The 18,770-nt window shown below is 57.9% G+C and carries 14 protein-coding genes; 6 read left to right on the forward strand and 8 right to left on the reverse strand.

Annotated features, from left to right (window positions below):
* Positions 1-16: 16 nt before the first annotated feature.
* Positions 17-844 (reverse strand): EcsC family protein, encoded by an 828-nt coding sequence (locus Mal65_RS08855; RefSeq protein ID WP_196784702.1) that lies wholly within the window; start codon positions 842-844, stop codon positions 17-19.
* 261 nt (positions 845-1,105) lie between these two features.
* Between Mal65_RS08855 and Mal65_RS08860 the strand changes: the two genes are divergently transcribed.
* Positions 1,106-1,990 (forward strand): alpha/beta hydrolase, encoded by an 885-nt coding sequence (locus Mal65_RS08860; protein ID WP_145296167.1) that lies wholly within the window; start codon positions 1,106-1,108, stop codon positions 1,988-1,990.
* A gap of 33 nt (positions 1,991-2,023) precedes the next feature.
* On the opposite strand, the gene Mal65_RS08865 is transcribed toward Mal65_RS08860, so the two are convergent.
* From Mal65_RS08865 to Mal65_RS08875, 3 genes are all read right to left on the reverse strand, one after another.
* Positions 2,024-2,656, reverse strand: a complete 633-nt coding sequence (locus tag Mal65_RS08865; RefSeq protein WP_145296170.1) for a peroxiredoxin-like family protein — start codon at positions 2,654-2,656, stop codon at positions 2,024-2,026.
* A gap of 210 nt (positions 2,657-2,866) precedes the next feature.
* Positions 2,867-3,910: a nucleoside hydrolase-like domain-containing protein gene (locus Mal65_RS08870; RefSeq protein WP_145296173.1), complete on the reverse strand. Its 1,044-nt coding sequence runs from the start codon at positions 3,908-3,910 to the stop codon at positions 2,867-2,869.
* 451 nt (positions 3,911-4,361) lie between these two features.
* Positions 4,362-5,570, reverse strand: coding sequence for a DUF1559 family PulG-like putative transporter (locus tag Mal65_RS08875; protein ID WP_145304793.1), 1,209 nt, complete (start codon positions 5,568-5,570; stop codon positions 4,362-4,364).
* 322 nt (positions 5,571-5,892) lie between these two features.
* On the opposite strand from Mal65_RS08875, the gene Mal65_RS08880 reads away from it, so the two are divergent.
* On the forward strand, positions 5,893-6,111 hold the full coding sequence (locus tag Mal65_RS08880; protein WP_145296176.1) for a hypothetical protein: 219 nt from the start codon (positions 5,893-5,895) through the stop codon (positions 6,109-6,111).
* Between the two features lie 177 nt (positions 6,112-6,288).
* Here Mal65_RS08880 and xylA read toward each other — a convergent pair whose 3' ends face one another.
* The gene (xylA, locus tag Mal65_RS08885) at positions 6,289-7,605 is read right to left on the reverse strand and encodes a xylose isomerase (RefSeq protein ID WP_145296179.1); all 1,317 of its coding nucleotides are present in this window, start codon (positions 7,603-7,605) and stop codon (positions 6,289-6,291) included.
* Positions 7,606-7,877: 272 nt separating this feature from the next.
* On the opposite strand from xylA, the gene Mal65_RS08890 reads away from it, so the two are divergent.
* Both Mal65_RS08890 and Mal65_RS08895 read left to right on the forward strand, forming a co-directional pair.
* A complete protein-coding gene (locus tag Mal65_RS08890; protein WP_145296182.1) occupies positions 7,878-9,044 on the forward strand; it encodes a XylR family transcriptional regulator in 1,167 nt (388 codons plus the stop codon).
* A gap of 177 nt (positions 9,045-9,221) precedes the next feature.
* Complete coding sequence (locus tag Mal65_RS08895) at positions 9,222-10,490, forward strand: glycoside hydrolase family 117 protein (protein ID WP_145304794.1); 1,269 nt, start codon at positions 9,222-9,224, stop codon at positions 10,488-10,490.
* A 13-nt stretch (positions 10,491-10,503) separates the two neighbouring features.
* On the opposite strand, the gene Mal65_RS08900 is transcribed toward Mal65_RS08895, so the two are convergent.
* Together Mal65_RS08900 and Mal65_RS08905 are read right to left on the reverse strand one after the other, a co-directional pair.
* Positions 10,504-12,138, reverse strand: a complete 1,635-nt coding sequence (locus tag Mal65_RS08900; RefSeq protein WP_165701160.1) for an alpha/beta hydrolase — start codon at positions 12,136-12,138, stop codon at positions 10,504-10,506.
* Positions 12,139-12,265: 127 nt separating this feature from the next.
* Positions 12,266-12,688: an RrF2 family transcriptional regulator gene (locus tag Mal65_RS08905; protein ID WP_145296187.1), complete on the reverse strand. Its 423-nt coding sequence runs from the start codon at positions 12,686-12,688 to the stop codon at positions 12,266-12,268.
* A 364-nt stretch (positions 12,689-13,052) separates the two neighbouring features.
* Here Mal65_RS08905 and Mal65_RS08910 point away from each other — a divergent pair, with 364 nt between their 5' ends.
* The gene (locus Mal65_RS08910; RefSeq protein WP_165701161.1) at positions 13,053-14,567 is read left to right on the forward strand and encodes a matrixin family metalloprotease; all 1,515 of its coding nucleotides are present in this window, start codon (positions 13,053-13,055) and stop codon (positions 14,565-14,567) included.
* Here the strand turns inward: Mal65_RS08910 and Mal65_RS08915 are convergent.
* Positions 14,545-17,046, reverse strand: coding sequence for an alpha-L-arabinofuranosidase family protein (locus Mal65_RS08915; protein WP_145296193.1), 2,502 nt, complete (start codon positions 17,044-17,046; stop codon positions 14,545-14,547). The two genes, Mal65_RS08910 and Mal65_RS08915, sit on opposite strands and share 23 nt — an antisense overlap.
* A 217-nt stretch (positions 17,047-17,263) precedes the next feature.
* Here Mal65_RS08915 and Mal65_RS08920 point away from each other — a divergent pair, with 217 nt between their 5' ends.
* Positions 17,264-18,667 carry a GntP family permease gene (locus tag Mal65_RS08920; protein WP_145296196.1) on the forward strand — a complete coding sequence of 468 codons (1,404 nt, stop codon included), beginning with the start codon at positions 17,264-17,266 and terminating at the stop codon, positions 18,665-18,667.
* The last annotated feature ends 103 nt before the right edge of the window (positions 18,668-18,770 follow it).

The following is an 18,770-nucleotide window of genomic DNA, read 5'->3' on the forward strand; positions in this document are numbered from 1 at the left end:
TCCGCCGGTCGGTTGATCACTTGTTCTCGCGCGGCAGCGATTCATAAGCACGCCGAATCAGGTCGGCACCGTGCTGGCGCTCCAAACGCCGGATCGCGAAATGGGCACGGGCCAAGTCTTGGTAGTGATCGATGAAGTAACTGTTGATCAACGCGCCACCAATGGCACCGATGACGGGAACCGCTTGTGCCGCGATCTTCTCACTGACCACCAAGCCGAATCGTTTACCGATCTGGGAAATCAGCTTCACCAACGGCGGCGCGACCGATCCGCCCAAACCGTTCTTAGCGATGTACTGGGTGGCATCCTTGATCTGCTTGGCCATCGCGGCGCGAACGGCGAAGTAGCCGATTTCTGTTTGGTCATCAATGTCCGAGCCTTTGCCAGGATCCAGCGCGAAGACTTCCAAACACGCCAGACGCGTTTCCAAGTCGCTCAGATCCTCACCTTCGCTGCGGGCGATGTCGGCCACACTGCGCAGGATCAGCACCGTCGACACAGGTAACTCGGCCGCCACGGTCGCGCCGCCCAAAACGCCACCGGCCGCGCCGCTGATGCCCGCCAAAAGTTTGTGGGTCCGCAGGCTGGGGTTGGACACATCGCCATCGGATTGCCCCAGCGTCCGAACGGCAACGTCCAAGGCGGCTTTCAAAGAACGATCGATGACGCGATAGAGCAAATCCTCGGTGACATCGGGCAACAGCTTGAGCGATGCGGTGATCGGAGTCCCCACCAGTTCGGTCAAGCGGTCGGCAATCCCACGATGCTGTAACACATCTCGGGCCCACCGCAATTCTTGTAATGCGGACTGGGGTAAATCGGTGGTGATGATTTCGTTTGTCACTTGGATACAGTCATGAGTGGATGAGAACGACGGCAGGCCGTCGCGGAGATGCCATATGTTCCGCGTTTCGGCCAAAAAACAGTCAGTCGAATGGCCGGTCGTCTTCCGTTCAGGCTTTCGCCGGTGGCGAAGCAATCTTGGCTCGGGTGCGAACCGTTGAACGCGAAACGGATGCAATTGGCATGCCATCTGCATTACCCCGTGGCGGTGAACACCCCCACGGGCAACCGAAGTATACGAACGACCAAGGATTCAACCGCCATGAGCGTCTTGCCCGACGACACATTGATTTCATCCGACGACCGACCGCTGCACATGCGATTGTACGGCGACCGATCCGCGGCAAAGGTGCTGGTGGTCGTCCACGGTTTGGGGGAACACAGCGGTTGGTACCAAGAATTCGCCAAACGATTTTCGGAGGGCTCATCTGGCAAAGACGACCAAGGCGAGTCCCCGGTGCATTGCGGCGTGCTTTTGTACGACCAGCGTGGCCACGGGAAGAGTCCCGGCCGACGCGGCGACGCGGAATCACTTCAAAACCTGGTCGATGATGTTGCGGTGGCAATCGAAGCCGCCCGGCAACACTTTCCCGACGCCCAGCCGATTCTGGTGGGCCACAGTCTGGGCGGTCATCTGGTGCTGCGTCACTTGATCGAAAACGCCGCGTGCACCGATCGTCCGTCTCCGGTGCAACGAGCCGTGGTGACCAACCCGATGATCTTGCCGGAAAACCCGCCGACCAAGCCGCAAGCGTTTGCCGCTTGGGTGACGGCAAAATTGATCCCACGTCTTCGATTCAGTGCGTCGATCGACGCGACGGAACTGACGCACGATGCCGATGTATTACGCGAATTGGCGGACGACCCGCTGGTGCACGAACAGTTGTCGATCGGCATCGGAGGCGCATTGATGGCCAGCGGACATGAATTGGTCGAAAACGCCGGTCAGATATCTGCCGACTTGCTGGTGTTGATCGGCGGCGATGACACGCTGTGTGATCGCGAGTCGACACAACAGTTGGTGGACCGCTGCCCCGCAGCCCGCCGAAAAGAATTCGCCGGGCTGAAACACAACTTGCTGCTGGAATCGAATCGCCAGCAAGTTTACGACTCGATCGATGACTGGCTGATCGATCAGAGTGTTTGATTCGAAAGGGTCGGCGATCAGTGCAACCCGAGCTTACTCGGGCAAGTTGTCCAGGATCTTTTTGGGATCCAAACGCTGCCGATAGTTAGGATCGCTGTGGGCGTAGACGATCTTGCCCTTCGCGTCGGTGATGTAGACCGCCGGGATGGGCAACGCGTGATGGTCAAAGCCGGATGCTTTTTCCAAATCGATTCCGTAACCCTTGTACTTTTCCAAAGTGCCATCGTCGACTTGAAACGCCAAGCCGAAGGCTTTGGCGGCCGATACATCGGGGTCGCTGAAGACGGGGAAGGGGATCGAGTTTTTGGCGATGTTGTCTTTGCTGCTGGATTCATTGTCGGGGCTGATCGCGACGATCTGCGCACCTGCTTCCTGAATCTTCGGATACACCTTGATCAGTTCCGCAGTGTGTCGCGAACAAATCGGGCACCATCCGCCGCGGAAAAAAACGAGCACGGTTGGCTTGCCGTCGGCGATGTCACGCAGCGAAACGTCTTCCCCTTTGATCGATGTGACTTCAACGTCCGGCAAATCAGCACCGACGGCTATCGGGTCGGTCTGCTGGGCCGTCGGTGCGATACCGGCGGCGGGGGCGACCGAGGTTCCCAGGATGCTGCCCAGTGAAGCGGCAGCGGTCATCAACAGCGCAAAGGGTTGGAATTTCATAAGGCTCAATTGGCGTTTTAGGTATTTGCGATTCACCCGTACGGTGACACGCGTCGGCAATGGCAACGCAACGGATCAATGTCCGGATCGCGTCCGATGCCGACAGAAAAAAACGCACAAATGTGTGGTGCGGTTCCCGGGGCGAACAGCCGTTCATGTCACCGGCCGTTCCGCAATACGATGCGGCTGGCGGGCGGATGCGATGCTGGCCTAGTCGGCTGGGTCGCCCGCGGCCAATTGGCTACGCCGCAGCAGTTCGTCGTGGATGCGTCGCGAGTGTTTTCGAAACGTCTGTTCATTGGCACGTTCGACCGCCGGCGTGTTGGTTCCGTCGGCGGGGATGTCATCCAGCGTGACGCCGAAGCCCGGCATCAGCACCCAATAGGTTGCCGAATCTGAATGATCGACGCTGCCGTAAGCGAATTTGCCCTCGACAAAAAGGGTGCCCAGGCGGCTGGTGCGAAACGCTTCGTAGTAATCTTTGCCCGACGGAGCACCGCTGACGATTCCATGTTGGCCGATCGCGCCACATTCGTGATAGACGATCTTCGACTGGGCGGCGACCGATTTCAAATAAGCACACGCCTTGGCGTCTTCCCGGCAATTGGCAACGTGTTCGGGATGCGCCGGGGTTCCCTGGTGAAGGGATGAATTGGTCCAGTGCGCGATGAACTTCATGCGATTCAGCACGTTTGCTTTGCCGGTCGTCAAACAGTGCTTCACCAGGATCGCCGGTTCGGTCAAAGAACCCCAGCACAACACGTGGATGGGATCGGCGGGGCTGACATCGTCTTGTTCGGCGCGGTTCAGCAAAGCGGCGACGGTGTCGTAGGAATCCAGCGATGCATAGTCGTTTTGTGGATCGAACCGCTCGGCCGAGTCCTTGATGCACGATTGTTGAAACGTGATATCGGCAGGATAGCCGTCCAGTGATTCGTTTAACGCGGCGACCTCGTTGCGATACGCATCGCCGAAGTACTGGTCGGCCCAAACGGCCTGGTCTGGCGTTGTGGCGTGTTCGCCCCGGTGCGTGCTGGCCACCACGATGCCCAAGGTGTCGAACTCATTGGCCAACAACAGATAGCCCGCCATGGCGGACACGTCGTCGGGATCATTGATCGTGCCTTCCTTGTTGTTGCCGGCCAATGTCGGGTCGCTGATGTCCGAATAGATCCAAACCTTCGGCGGCTCGGCCGACAAAAGCGACTCGCTAATACACGTGGTCAGGACAAGACACAAGAAACAAATTCGCATGTGGGGGACTTCGAAAGAGTGTTGGCTGGACGGCGTGCCTTAGTTGTACGGATGCTCAACGGAGCGTGGGGATTACAGCACATCCACCGCCTGGTGACGACTGGTGCAACCGTCGGCACAAATTCCAAGAAATAGCGTCTTGATAAACTGCGCCGAATCTTGGCTAGATCGCGTCCATCCAGCAACGGTTGGATCTGTTGTTGTCTGATGATAATTAACAGTCGCTCGCAGTCGGTGCTTGGGGATTGGCGCACTGGAATGCTTTTCGGGATCCAAGCGTTGGCAATGATGCCGGGTGAGCCGAACGGCTTGGTCCATTCAGTCGGAATGAAATGACGAAAAAAACCACGCTTGCAATCGGGCAAGCGTGGTTGGTCGGTATTTTCGGTTTCAATGACGTTCCGGTTAGTGTGATCCGAATCGGAGCGATCGAATTCAGATGACGTGCCGCCTAAAAATCTTCGATCGATTCCTTCGATGCTCGCGTGCCCAGGGCGCCCCAGACACCATAAGGGCTGGGAGAACCCGGGGATGAACCTGGGTAGGACGAATTGATGCCACTGTTGAGTCGGACGGACGGGTGAGTGCTGTCGCCCGCATCAATCGAATCGGCGATGAACTTCACGGCACCATCGGCCATCACCACATGGACACCACCGGGGTGCCGACTGCTGGGGGAAACGGCACCGGTATCAAAGTCTCCCGATCCTCCAATGCAAACTTCCCGGTTAGGCGGCAGGATCGTGGTGAAACTGGTGTAGATCGGAACCGAGTCGCTCCAACGATAACCACGACGCCAACCGGTGCTGCGACCGCCGGGGTTGGCCGTCGCGCCGACCTGATTGGGGTCCCACTGAGTCGGCTTCAACGGGTTGCGAAGGTCTTCGCATGAACTGGGATTGTTGTGGATCGTATCCCAGCCGATACCAAAGTAGGGTTGGGTTCGCACGTCGCTATCGCCGGCATCACTGGCGATTTCGCCGGCGGCGATGGTGTTGGACAAGCCGTCGGTAATGTCGCGGAACGCCATGCGCCGGCGATTGTAGAACGCACCTCGATTGGCGGCATTGGCCTTGGCGATATGGCCTTGGTCCCAACTGCCGCGCCAGAAACCGTGGTTGACCCAATCGGTGCCGTCGCCGATGCAACACGCATAGTTGGTTCGCGCCATCGCTGGGGCGCCGGTGCCCGTGTCACTGGGGCAACGATACGACGACAATTCGGTTCGCCAAGGTGTGTAGCTGCCGTCCCAAGGGCGTGGTCCCATCGCCTGATAGTCGACGACACCGTCTTGATTGACATCCAGGGGATTGGAAATCTGATCCCACAAGGGTTGCTGTTCGATGTATGGCAGGATCGGAATCAGCCAGCTGAGACGGCGACGGTTGTTGTCCGTCAGGTTGGTTCCTCCCGGATTACCGTTGCTCGTTGGGTGGAAGGTGCCACCTGCCTGCATCGGCATCGATTGGAAAGCCGAATGATAGTTGTGGATGGCCAATCCGATCTGCTTCATGTTGTTGCTGCAACTCATGCGGCGGGCCGCTTCACGAGCCGCCTGCACCGCGGGTAACAGGAGGCCCACCAAAACACCAATGATCGCAATCACTACAAGAAGCTCGACTAGCGTGAAGCCAGTGAAGCGACGGTTCGAAACCCTGATGCCCACTTTAACACTCCAAGAAAGAGGAAAACAAACAAACAAATGGAAAGTCTTCGTGTTGTCGTGAATGATTCAACGATGACGGAGACGTAAGGTTTCGGTGTGTTTTGTAAATAGCAACTAAAATGTTAGGGGGTTACCACAAGCGATGTAAAAATTTTCGGTTCGTTTGGAACGCATTGTTGGTAGGTGCGACAATGAACCCAGGTGCGTCAACATGTCAGTTTGCGTTTTCTCTCTTATGATTGCATCGCCGGCGTTTTGGTCGGTAGTCTTATGAGTTACCAGTGCATTGATCACGGGCGCTGGACGTTTGGTATCTGTGTTTTTGTTTTCTTCAATGGTGAAAGGGTTTGCCATGCGTCGTTTTTTGAATGTCTTTTTCGCCGGGCTCTTTGTCCTCGCCGGATGTCAATTCATCGGCTGTGGTTCCGGTAGCGATAACACGGTGCTGTCCGAAGAAGAGGTCGGTGTTATGACCCCGGAGGAAGAAGCCGCTTATGAGCAGGAAATGGCTGCGGGTGAAGCCGCCCAGCGATAGGAGATTTCCCTCTCTTGTGTGAGGAAAATGCTTGCATGTGTTGTTAGATTTGTTTGGTGCACATGTCAAAAAAACGTTGCCCGGCATCCAGGTATTTGGACATGCCGGGCAACGTTGTGAAGGTTTGGTTGATTGTTGACGTTTAGCCGGTCGGAGATGATCGGCCGAATGAATCGACTAAGCCAAATCCAGATATCGGTTGAAGATGTTTTCCATCAACTCTTGGCGGCCGCTGGTGTTGGCTTCGACGTCGCCCTTTTCCAGCATGATCTTTTCTAAATCGGTGAAGGAAACCTGTCCGGCTTCGATCTTCTTGCCCAAGTCACCGTCCCAGCTGGAATAACGCTGGTCGACCAATTTGCTAAGCCCGCCTTCATCGATCATCTTCGCGGCGATTTTCAAACCGCGGGCGAACGCGTCCATGCTGCCGATGTGGGCATAGAACAGATCGATCGGTTCAAAGCTTTCGCGGCGAACCTTGGCGTCGAAGTTCACGCCACCGGGTGACAAGCCGTACTTCAGCAAGACCAGCATGATTTGCGTGGTCAGGTAATAGTTGGTCGCGAATTGGTCGGTGTCCCAGCCCAACAGTAGGTCGCCAGTGTTCGCGTCGATCGAACCCAACATGCCTTGCATTCCTGCGTATTCCAGTTCGTGCATCATTTCGTGACCGGCCAGCGTCGCGTGGTTGGTCTCGATGTTCAGCTTGAAGTGATCGGTCAAGTCATAAGCACGCAGGAAGTTCAGACAAGCCGCTGCATCGGAGTCATACTGGTGTTTGGTGGGCTCTTTCGGCTTGGGTTCGATCAGGAACTGACCGGTAAAGCCGATTTCTTTGGCGTAGTCGACCGCCATGTGAAAGAACCGGCCCAGGTGATCCAGTTCGCGTTTCATGTCCGTGTTGTAAAGGCATTGATAGCCTTCGCGACCACCCCAGAACACATAGTTTTCACCACCCAGTTCGTTGGTGACCTCCAACGCTTTTTTGACTTGGGCCGCGGCGTAGGTAAAGACGTCGACGTTGCAGGTGGTCGCCGCACCGTGCATGAACCGCGGGTTGCTGAACATGTTGGCGGTGCCCCACAACAGCTTCACGCCGGTCGCGTCTTGCTGTTCCTTCAGGACTTTGGCGACCGCGTCGAAGTTGGCGTTCGTTTCCGCAAGATTGGCTCCTTCGGGAGCAACGTCACGATCGTGGAAGGCGTAGAACGGGGCGTCCAGTTTTTCAAAGAACTCGAATGCCACGCGAGCACGGTTGCATGCGTTTTCAACGCTTTCGGTCCCGTCGTCCCATGGCCGGCACATCGTCGCGCCGCCGAACGGGTCGGCACCGGTGCCGCGGAACGTGTGCCAGTACACGACGGTGAACCGCAGGTGTTCCTTCATCGTCTTGCCGGCAACCACTTCATCGGGGTTGTACCAGCGAAACGCCAGAGGGTTGTCCGACTGGGGACCTTCGTACTTGATCTTGCTGACTTCGGGGAATGCGGACACGGCGGGGTTCCTGTCGGTTGAGGGCGAAGTTATTTCACGTCACAGCAGAGCCGGCGATGATACCGGGGCGCGGTCGGCCGATGGGGCCGATCGGCAGTCCATCCACCACTGAAGCCAAGTTTCTGCGGACATGGGCCCCTATTTTTGGCCACCCGGCTCCCAGGCTCCAGTAGACTTCACGCAAAGTGTCGTAGATATTTCACGTCGTTCCGGTGCGGGTTTTCTTTCCCCGCCGTCGCTGGAACCGCCTGTTTTCCCGATCCGGATCATCGATGACCCGCCGCGCCGTCGCATTGCTGGTTGAAACGTCCAATGGTTATTGCCGCGGTCTGTTGGACGGGATCAACCAGTACGCCAAGCACCGGACGGATTGGTCGATCTATCTGAGCGAACAGGAACGCGGGGCGATGCCGCCGGCATGGCTGGACACCTGGCAGGGTGATGGGATTATCGCCCGAGTCGAAACCGATGCGATCGGACGTCGGCTTAGGCAACTGAATTTGCCCATGGTGGACCTGAGCGCCGCGCGACATTTGCCGGGGGTGCCCTGGGCCGACACCGAAGACCGTGGGATCGCCGAACTGGCGGTGGAGCACTTCCTGGATCGCGGTTTTCGCAATCTGGCATTCTGTGGCGACCCGGGCCTGCGCTGGTCCAATGCCCGACGCGATTGGTTCCGTGATTTGGCGACACGCGGGGAATGTCGTTTCTTCGAACACCAGACGATGCATCGCTATGATCCGATGTACCGCTGGGATCGCGTCGCGCTGGGGCTGACCGATTGGCTGAAGAGTCTGCCGCGTCCGGTGGCGGTCATGGGATGCAATGACTTCTTGGCACACCAAGTCTTGGATGCATGTCGAACGCTGGGGATCAGCGTTCCCGAACAAGCCGCCGTGTTGGGAGTCGACAACGATCGGTTGATTTGTGAATTAAGCGATCCGGCGCTGTCCAGTGTCATCCCCGATACTCGCCGGACCGGTTACGAGGCGGCCGAAATGTTGGACCGAATGATGAACGGCCAAGTGGTCGACGCGGATCATCCCTTGATCACACAACCCCTGGGGATTCGCATGCGTCAATCGACCGACACGATGGCGATCGATGACCAGGACGTGGTCAAGGCACTCAGCTTTATCCGTCGGCATGCCTGTGAAAACATTCGCGTGGCCGACGTGTTGAAGCAAACCGAATTGTCGCGCCGGGCACTGGAGCATCGATTTGTCAAATTGGTCGGTCGCACGCCCCATGACGAAATGACGCGGGTGCGAATGGACCGGGTGAAGGTGTTGCTGGGCGAAACGGACATCTCGATCCACGAAATCTCCAAGCGAACGGGTTTCGAGTATCCCGAGTACATGGCGGCGGCCTTCAAGCGGGCGACCGGACGATCGCCGACGGAGTTCCGCCAGTCGGTGCAAAGCGACGCGGCGTCCTAGGAAAAAACACGCCCCGACATGGCTTTGTAAATTGTTTACAATGGGTCGGTGTGCCGGGCCGGGCGTTTTCGTCTTGGGTGCTCGGCACGACCTGCCCCACCCCTGATTCGCCTTTTTGATCTCCCTTCCCCACCCAGGCGTCCCACCATGTTGTTTCGTTTGTCTTTCGCGTGCTGGATGTTCGGCGCGTTGTCGTTGTGCTGGTCGAATTCGCCCTGCATGGGGCAATCTCAAGCGTTTCCGCACAAGATGCCCAGCACGAAACCGGACATCCCGCTAAGCACCGCTTCGCAGCGGTTGTACGAGTATCCGGCACCGTTGCTGCAGGACAATCCACTGTACACGCAATTCAAATACACGCCGCTGCAGGGCTTGGATTATCACGACGGCGATGGCACGGTCACGCGTCGTGATCCGTCGCGTCCGATTGTGGCCGATGGCAAGTACCACATCTGGTACACCAAACGTGACACCATCGTTCCGCCGATCGGTGCGGCCAACGCGGGTCAGGCGACTGACGAGATCCCGTCGACCGATTGGGACCTGTGTGAAATTTGGCACGCGACCAGCGTGGATGGTTTCACTTGGGAAGAACAAGCCGTCGCCGTGCCACGACCTCCCAAACCACAACCGGGATGGCGCAGCGTGGCAACGCCGGACATCCTGGTTTGGAAAGGCCGGTATTACCTTTACTATCAAGCCTTCATTGAACCGAGCGGACTGAAAGGCGATTGGTGTGCGGTATCGGTGTCGCACGCAGATTCACCCGATGGGCCTTGGACGCATACCCATCAGAACGTTGTGCCGACCGGTCCCAAAGGAACGTGGGACCAAGACGCGGTGCACGATCCGATGCCGATTGTTTATCGCGGCAAGATTCACATCTATTACAAGGCGGCGTTCAACAAGTGGCCCGATGAACGGAAAAGGTATGCGGTGGGTCATGGCTTGGTCACGTCGGACGATCCGCTGGGACCGTTTCAGCGTTGTCCGCTGAATCCCGTGCTGCACTCCGGGCACGAAACGACTTACTTTCCGTTCAAAGACGGTGTGGCTGCGCTCAGCATCAAAGACGGCAACGAACGCAGCACGATGCAGTGGTCGCCCGACGGCATCAATTTCGAAATTGCGTCGGTCGTGGACATGCCGCCGGTCGCCTGTGCGCCGTTCACCCCCGACGCGTTCACCGACACCGATGACGGACGCGGCATCACGTGGGGGCTGTGCCATTTTATTAACGCCGGCACGGCAGGCAAACGCCATTCGATTCTGGCCCGGTTCGACTGTGACCTCAGCCTGGATGTCGACGATCCTTGGATGCGTGGCAACAAGATTTGGTTCAAACCGGATGTCTATTTCAGCCAAGGGCTAAACAAGGCACAGCGACAACGGATCGAGCAAGCCAACGCCGTAACCGCCGCGTCATCAGCCCCGTCAACCGAATGACCCGTGTGTTGTCCTACTTGCCGGTCATGAAGCGGGTGATCAGGCGCGCGACCGCGTCGTCGGGTTGGCCCATTTGGTTGGCGATCGTGGAATGGTTGCGTCCGGGCACTTCGACGAAGCGGATGTGGGCGTGGCCGGCGGCTTTCATCGCGGCCACGAAGTAGTGATTCTCCGCCGATCGAGCGGGCAAGTCGTCGTCGCCGACGATGCACAAAAATGGCGGTGCTGAATCGTCGACGTGATAGGCCGGCGCGGCGGCGTCGATCACCGGACGTGAACGGTCGATCCCGCGTTCGGCCCTGACGGTCGAATGCGTGATCATTTGGCCGGACACCGGAATCACGCCCGCCAACAAATCCGTGCCGCAGCCATGTTTGGCCAACGCATCGGGGTGCACGCCGACCATCGCGGCCAAGTATCCGCCGGCGGAATGTCCGGACACATACACCTTGGATTGCTCGCCGACATACTCGCGGACTCGGCCAATGACGTGAGCCACCGCGGCGGCGGCATCGTCCAGATAGACCGGATAGTTGACTTTGGGTGACAGCCGATAGTTGACCGACACCACGGCGAAGCCGTCACGGCAAAATCGTCGCGCCAAGTTCACGGCAATATCGCCGGCTTTGTCGCCGCTGCGGATCGAACCACCGTGGAACCAGACCAGCGTTGCGGTGGCCGCAGTATCGGTCGGCAGGTACCAGTCCAACTTGCATCGACGGCGTGCGTATGGGTCGGCCGTATCGGGGCGATAAGATTCGTCTTGGATCAAACGGATCGAATCGGACTCCGGTGCAACCGCTTGTGGTTCCGCGAGGTGCGTGTCAAGCATCATCACGATGTCGCGATGAAACTTGGCGGACATCTGGCCCAAGTTATGACCGGTCTGGGGAAGGATCGTCAGTGAGTGATCCACGTCCAGTGTGGTGAGGGCTTCTGCAAAGGCTTCATTGCCCGGCTTCAAGAAGTCCGTTTCGCCGACGACCATCCAGATACCAACGCGGTCGCGGATTTCGTCGATGTTGCGACGCAGGTTCGCCGCCGCCGAATCGTTGGCGTCTTCTCCTGGCATCCCCAAAGCCGCGCTCATCGTCGCCGCCGCACAAAACAGATTCGGATATTTCATGGCGAACCGAAGGGACCCGCCGCCGCCCATGGACCAGCCGCACAGCGCGCGACCGTCACGGCTGGCGATCGTGCGAAAGGTTGAATCGATGTGAGGGATCAATTCTTGGATGATCCATGATTCGGTCATGACGGTGCCGTCGCCCCAGTCGCGATATCCGCTGCGCTGGCCACCGTTGGGAAAGACATAGATCACGGGCTGGATGGCTTTGTCGGCAATCGCCTGCTTGACCGCCCATGCGAATTCACGCGACGACGATTCGCTGCCCCCGGCTCCGTGCAGGTAATACACGACCGGATAACGCTGGTTCGATGTTTCATAACCCGGCGGCAGGTAGACGCTGAACCCGATGTCGCGCCCCGATGCTTCGCTGTAAAGCGTGTGGTGCTGGCAGTCGTCGGCGATGTTGGTGTCGACCCATCTCCACTGGGACGGGGGTGTGCGCTGGGCAAGAGCCGGATGCGTGACGAAGGAAAGCAGCGTGGCAACCAGCAGTAGCAACAGTTGTGGGTGGCATCGCATCGACAGAATGTTCCCTGTAAAGCAGGCGGTGCGTAAGATCACCGTAACGGCGATCATCCGGTGGCCACAGTCTAGCGGACTGCTCGGCAGGGGATTGTTTGATCGCGGAGGTCGCTTAAGACGATGGCTACTGGGGCGATTCGCACAGCGGCACAATCGGACTGGTCGATTCCAACAGCGCTGCGATCGTCACACGGCTGAACGCGGCCTCCGTTTCGGCGTATGCCTTGTCCAGTTCCGCATGCAACGGACACAACTCATGATGCGTGGCCAGTCCCAGCGGACAACGACGGATTCGTTCGATCGGGTCGACGATGTTGATGACGTCCAGAATCGTCAATTGATCGGTCGGCCGAGTCAATTCGTAACCGCCACCGGGACCGGGCCGCGACCGGACCAATTCGTGAGCCACCAAGTCTTGCAGCACGCGGGTCAGATAACGCCGTGGCACCTTGGTCTGTTTCGCCAAGTTGTCCGCCGAAACGGGTGCCCCGCATCCGGCCATGCTGGCCACGGCACGCAAGGCGTATTCGGCAGTCTTGGAAATCATGGTGGTCCGGCAATGCCGATGACGTTGGGGAAGTTCAGCGGATTCGTTTGTTTCCGCAGAATACCTTTTCGACGCGGAATCATCCACACGCTGGCAACTCCGAGCCACTCTTCGCGGTACCTGTCCATTCGTCACTGATCACGCATCGCACGATCGTCGGACGCGGCGGCTGGACGATCTGTTTTGCGTGCAACATCAACGGGTTGAATTTGAATTCCGCCGGGTCTGGACGACTCGTGTTGCGGTGAAACAGGAATGTCAAGAATTCGTCCGATTGTCGGTGTGACACCGGTCCGGTGATTCGTCCTATCGGGGCCATGCAGAGATCCGTTTGTTTCGGATCGCTGTTTGGAGCTTTCCCCCCGTGAAGGATTTCAAATTCATGTTGACACGTCAGTCACGATGGACACGCAAGTCACGAATGAAACAGAAGACACGCCGCCGACGTCTGATGGCCGAGTCGCTGGAGTCCCGGCGGTTGCTGGCGGCCAGCATGGGTTGGGACGGACCCGGGCAAGGATCGGCAGAACTGAGTTACTACATCGAAGGGGTCGCACCGGGGCTGTCGGCGGCGGAGACCGTACAGGCATTGGAGACGGCTTTGGATGCTTGGGCGTCGGTCGTCGATGTGACGTTCACGCCGACATCAACCGCGGGCCTGCGTGATTCGATTGATATCTCGTTTGCCGCGATCGATGGAAACGGCGGCACATTGGCTCAAGCCTACTTTCCGGATGACGTGAATCCGCCACGCATCGCAGGCGACATTCAGTTCGACATCGCGGAGAACTGGGAGATCGGAAATGAGCAAGGCAATGCCGCCTTCGATCTGGTCTGGGTCGCGGTTCATGAGATCGGTCATTCGTTGGGGCTCGAACACTCGGATGATTTCGGCGCCGTGCTGTCGGAATCCGTTTCACCGGCTCAAGCGTTCACGGAACTGGGCGATTCGGACATCGACGAAATCTTGCAACTGTATGCCCCGGCAGTGACCGAGACACCGTCCGAAGATGACGTCACCGATCCCGATGTCGACGAAGACCCCGATGTCATCATCGATCATGGCGGCCTGATCGATCCCACGGACCCGGCCGATGACGAAACCGACGATGAGTCGGACGTGGATTCGGGAACCGACGATGAGTCGGATGGGGATTCGGGAACCGACGACACGCCGGCAAACGACGGCGATGACCAGGCTGACGACGACGAAACCGATGGTGACGAAACCGATGGTGATGAAACCGACGGTGACGAAACCGATGGCACGGATGAAAGCGACACGCCGGACGACGGTAACACGGATGCGGGCGACGACATGGCCGATGACGACGAAACGGACGCGGACGATCTTCCTTCCGCGTTAAGTGATGCGGCGATCAATCGTCTGACACGCATCAACACCGACACGCTGTTCGAAACTTATGACGCCGACGGTGATGGTTTCTTGGCGGAAAGCGAAGTCCCCACGCGATTGTGGACGCATCTGTTTGACGCACAGGCCGATGCCGATGGCGACACGGTTCTATCGAGCGAAGAGATCAGCAGCTTGGTGGCGATGCTTCGTCAAAACCGCTTTGACACCCTGGACAGCGATGGCGACGGTACGCTGACCGAAGATGAACTGAGCCGCCGACAGTGGCGTCGATTGTCGGCCGCGGATGCCGATCTGGATGCCACGATCAGCTTTGACGAATTCGATCAATGGATGGACGATCGTGGATCCGATACGGGCGCGAGGTCTGAAAGATTCGGGTTCGGTTCCATGTTCACGCGAATGATTCTGGACACGATGTTGAACATGTTCCGTCAAGTTTTGTCGTTCGCGCTGCATCCATCCGGATTCAGGACCGGTTTCAGTTCGTTCTTTCGGATTTGATCCGGATCGCCTGGACGGCGTACGGCGGGATGGTGTGTTGAAACTCTGTCCCTGCCGCGATCTTTGACGCCACCGGCTTCACCGTCTCGGGCGACTCGAACATATTGACGGCGTCTTTGGTGCCCGCCAGGGTGACCACCGACGCCGACGATGCCATGGCTTGGACGCCGCTGAATTCGATCTGGGCATCGACTTCGGCGGCCGTCGGGTTGACCAGCTTCAGGATGATTTCGCCAGCGTCGCGGTCGTACGTCGACGAGATGGAGACGTCCAGCGATCCAAGTTGCACCTGTTGCTTCAGGTCGCCGTTGATGAAACAGCGAACGGTGTCGCCATTCATTTCGATCTTCAAGTCGTACCATTGGTCGGATTCGATGCCTCCGTCGACTTTGGCGATCGTGCTGCTTTGGTCGCCGTCGAACGATTCGATGCCATGCTGGCGATTGTTCCAACCGCCGACGTTCCACCAATAGCCGCCTTTGCCATTGGCGTCGGAGGCGAATCGAAGCAGGAACCCTTCTTTGCCGCCCGTTTTCTTGACCCGCGCTGTGAAGACGATCTTTTCACCGGAGAAGCTCTCGTGACTGATCGCCAATGCGGGAGTTTCCTTCATGTCGGTCTGCGCCAGATGACCGTTGTCGTGTTCGAACTTTCCTGATGTCGTTTTCCAGTGGGCAAGGTCAAGCGGTCGGCCGTTGACCGCCGCTTCGCCCAATTCGATCGTCGTGTTCCATGTGCCGATTCCGACGTAGCCGTTAAACAAGGGTGCCGGCGACTTGGCGACCACATCGATGCTGTTCGCAAGGTAGACATCGCCCTTGAGCCGGCTGAACAATTGTTGGACGTAGTAGTTGGTCGTCCGCACGACGTTTCGATCGTCGAAATAGATCATGTCGGGACGCCATTGCATGTGTCCTTTGCGGCCAAACAGCGGCGCGTAACAGGTCATGTCGACCAGGTCGGCGTTGCGTTCGATGCCCGTCAAAAACGCGGCTTCGGACAACGCGGAATACAGCGTGTTCTTGCGATCGGTGTCGTGCGCGGCGTATTCACCGACAAAGATCAGCGGTTTATCGCGGTCAAATGAATCGAACCGATTCACGTTGTCAAAGAACCAACGTGGGCTCATGTAGTAGTGTTCGTCGGAACTGTAGACTTTTTCTTTCGTCATCAAGTCGTAGATAGGAATGCCCGTGCCCAGTCCTGACGTGCCGATGATTTTGATCTCGGGATACGCCTTTCGTATCGCTTCGGCAAAGACCGGGAATCTTTGCCGCATGTCCGGCGTGTCGTGTTCTTCGTTGCCCAGGCAAACGAATTCCAAACCGAACGGTTCGGGGTGGCCCATGTCGGCACGCACCGATCCCCAAGTGCTATCGGCCGGTCCATTGGCAAACTCAATCAGGTCCAACGCGTCCTGAACGTGAGGCCCCAATTCATCCATCGGTACAAACTCCGTGCACCGAAAACCACAGCCAACGCCGATGGGAACCACCGGCAACGGTTCCATGTCCAAGTCTTCGCACAGTTGGAAGTATTCAAAGTAGCCCAGGCCATACGTCTGGTGATAACCCCAGAGGTTCCAGTTGGGTTTACGTTGTGCGACGTCACCCACGCTGTCTTTCCAGCGGTACCGATTGTCCAAGCCCCAACCGTGAGTGATGCAGCCTCCGGGGAAACGCAAAAATTGGGGGTTCAAGTCACGCAAGGCTTCGACCAAGTCTTTGCGCAGCCCATTCTTGCGACCGTTGAAGGTTTGCTGGGGGAACAGCGACACCATGTCCAGGTCAAGCGTGCCCCGGCCGTTGGTCGTGATCTGCAGTCGTGCGTCATCTCGCGTTTCATTGGCGGTCAGCACGCCGTCGAATTTTTGCCAGGTGCTGCCCGGTCTTGGCAGTTCCAACGTTCCACAAACATCGCCATCGGGCGAAAGCAGACGCACGGTCAACGGAGCGGCACCCTGCCAGTCGTCAACGCGAGCGTACAACGACACGTCGTACTTGGCGGACTGGTCGATTCGTATGCCGTCAAAGCCCAGGTTTTGAGTTCCAAAGGTGCCCGGCTGGTCCGCCGTCACGCTGACATAATGCGTGTTGTTGGAATTCAGCGGCGACTCGTTGTGGACTTGCATGGTCGCATCAACGAAGCCGTCGTGATTCTTGGGCGACGATGCGATTTGCCAAGCATAAAGCGGATGAAATTCGGTACGTGGATGCGTGTCTTTGAGCGAAAAATATTCGAATGAGCGGTTTTGAATCAGCTCCGCGTAAAGCCCGCCGTCGGCGGCGTCATTGATGTCTTCGAAAAACAGACCATAAAGATGCGGACTGATTTCCACGGTGGGTTGATCCGCATGAACGTTGACCTTGATCCGTGTTTGTGCCGATGCGATTCCAGCAATGCAACAGAGGATGCCAAGTGTGGCGACGATTCGATTGCCGTAATGAAGGAACGATCGGATTTGGGGAAGACAAAACATGATGCATCGACAGCTTGAGTGGTGAGATCAACCTTGTGTGGGATCACGTTAGCACAGGAGGCATTGAACATTTGCGCAAAACAGTGTTGAAATTGCGCTCGCTTTCCACTCGATTGTGCGTCGAAAAGCCGCGTGGCTTTCGTATGTGAAAATGCTTGACACCGGAAGACAACGTGGGGCCTGTGTCAAATGATCCATCCGTGTTGCTGAACTTAAAATGCCGTTGATCTATCTGTTGATCGTCGTTGCCGCTTTGTTGTTGGCGGTCGGCCGATACAAAGTGCATCCATTGATCGCGTTGCTGATGGCCGGTTTGGCATTGGGCTGTCTTTGCGGCGTCGGCGCGGCGGTGACGGTCGATCTGTTGATGCAAGGGTTTGCCGACACGCTGAAGTGGATCGCGGTGGTGATGGTGTTCGGTGCGATCATCGGTGAAATCACTAGCGAAACGGGCGGTGCACAGCGAATCGCGGCTGCGGCGGTTCGCATCGCCGGTCCCAAGCATGTGTGCCCGGCCATGGGCATCACGGGGTACATCGTTTCGATTCCCGTGTTTGTGGATATCGCTTACATCATGATGTGCACCGTGACGACGGCGGTGGCCCGACGCAGCGGTCGATCGGTGTTGTCGGTGGGATTGTCATTGGCGGCCGGTTTGACGGCGACGCACGCGCTGATGCCCCCGACGCCGGGGCCGGTGGCGGTGGCCGGGATCTTGGATGCGTCGCTGGGCCGTGTGATCGTGATCAACGCGGTCGTGGCGTTTTGTGCGATGTCCGCGGGTGTGTGGTGGGCGGCAACAGTGGCGGGACGTGTCAGCCTGGCATCGGATCCATCCGGCGGTGACGCGCGATCGGCCGACGATGCCCAGAGTTTTTCAAGCGGGACAAGCGACGATCCGCAAGATCATGTTCGGGACGTCGATGATCAGGACGTCGATACATCCATCCCTTGGTCGGCTTTGCTGCCCATCGTCGTGCCTTTGATTTTGATATCGGTGCGATCATTCTTACCCGTATCGGATGATGCATCCCGTAGTGCGTTCTTGTCGGTATGGACGGTTCGAGCCTTTGAATTTTTGGGTCTTCCCTTGGTGGCACTGACGATCGGCGTGGCCCTGGCGATGCTGCAGTACGGTCGGGACTTTTCGATGGCCCGGTTGGCGGCGGCGACGGAGCGAGGCATCGAAAAATCGGCGGCGGTCATCATGATCACCGGGGCCGGCGGCGCGTTCGGTCACGTCATCAAGAATGCGGGGGTGACCGAATGGATCGCACAAGCGGCACCCATGTTGGGGACGTTGGGCTGGCTGTTGCCGTTTTTTCTGGCGGCGATTTTCACTACCGCTACGGGGTCGATCACCGTTTCGATGGTCACCACGGCGGGCGTCGTGGCACCGCTTGCTGCTTCGATCGGTGTGTCGCCGGAAATGGCGGCTGCGTTGATCGGCAGCGGTGCGTTTTGCGTTTTTCACGTCAATTCAAGCTTCTTTTGGCTATTGAATCGTCTGCATGAAGCGCCCCCCGCGGTGTTGCTGCGAACCTACACGGCTCAATCGCTGTGCATGGGGCTGGGGGGACTGGCGGCCGTCGGGCTGATGCGTCTTTGTGGGCTGCGCTGAACAGCGGTTTCGGCTGGCTAGACGCGACGACGTTGATCAAGCAAAGTAGCGGGGCGGATCAGGCCGACTTGCCTGCGACGCCACTTCCCCGCCATCGTGCTAC

Origin of the sequence: Crateriforma conspicua, from assembly GCF_007752935.1 — a bacterium.
In the GTDB taxonomy this organism is placed as follows: domain Bacteria; phylum Planctomycetota; class Planctomycetia; order Pirellulales; family Pirellulaceae; genus Crateriforma; species Crateriforma conspicua.

Excerpts from the sequence above, each read along its gene's own strand:
- Mal65_RS08860 (WP_145296167.1), top strand. The coding sequence starts at position 1,106 with ATGAGCGTCTTGCCCGACGACACATTGATTTCATCCGACGACCGACCG.
- Mal65_RS08865 (WP_145296170.1), bottom strand. The coding sequence starts at position 2,656 with ATGAAATTCCAACCCTTTGCGCTGTTGATGACCGCTGCCGCTTCACTG.
- Mal65_RS08870 (WP_145296173.1), bottom strand. The coding sequence starts at position 3,910 with ATGCGAATTTGTTTCTTGTGTCTTGTCCTGACCACGTGTATTAGCGAG.
- Mal65_RS08890 (WP_145296182.1), top strand. The coding sequence starts at position 7,878 with ATGACCCGCCGCGCCGTCGCATTGCTGGTTGAAACGTCCAATGGTTAT.
- Mal65_RS08895 (WP_145304794.1), top strand. The coding sequence starts at position 9,222 with ATGTTCGGCGCGTTGTCGTTGTGCTGGTCGAATTCGCCCTGCATGGGG.
- Mal65_RS08900 (WP_165701160.1), bottom strand. The coding sequence starts at position 12,138 with ATGCGATGCCACCCACAACTGTTGCTACTGCTGGTTGCCACGCTGCTT.
- Mal65_RS08905 (WP_145296187.1), bottom strand. The coding sequence starts at position 12,688 with ATGATTTCCAAGACTGCCGAATACGCCTTGCGTGCCGTGGCCAGCATG.
- Mal65_RS08915 (WP_145296193.1), bottom strand. The coding sequence starts at position 17,046 with ATGTTTTGTCTTCCCCAAATCCGATCGTTCCTTCATTACGGCAATCGA.
- Mal65_RS08920 (WP_145296196.1), top strand. The coding sequence starts at position 17,264 with ATGCCGTTGATCTATCTGTTGATCGTCGTTGCCGCTTTGTTGTTGGCG.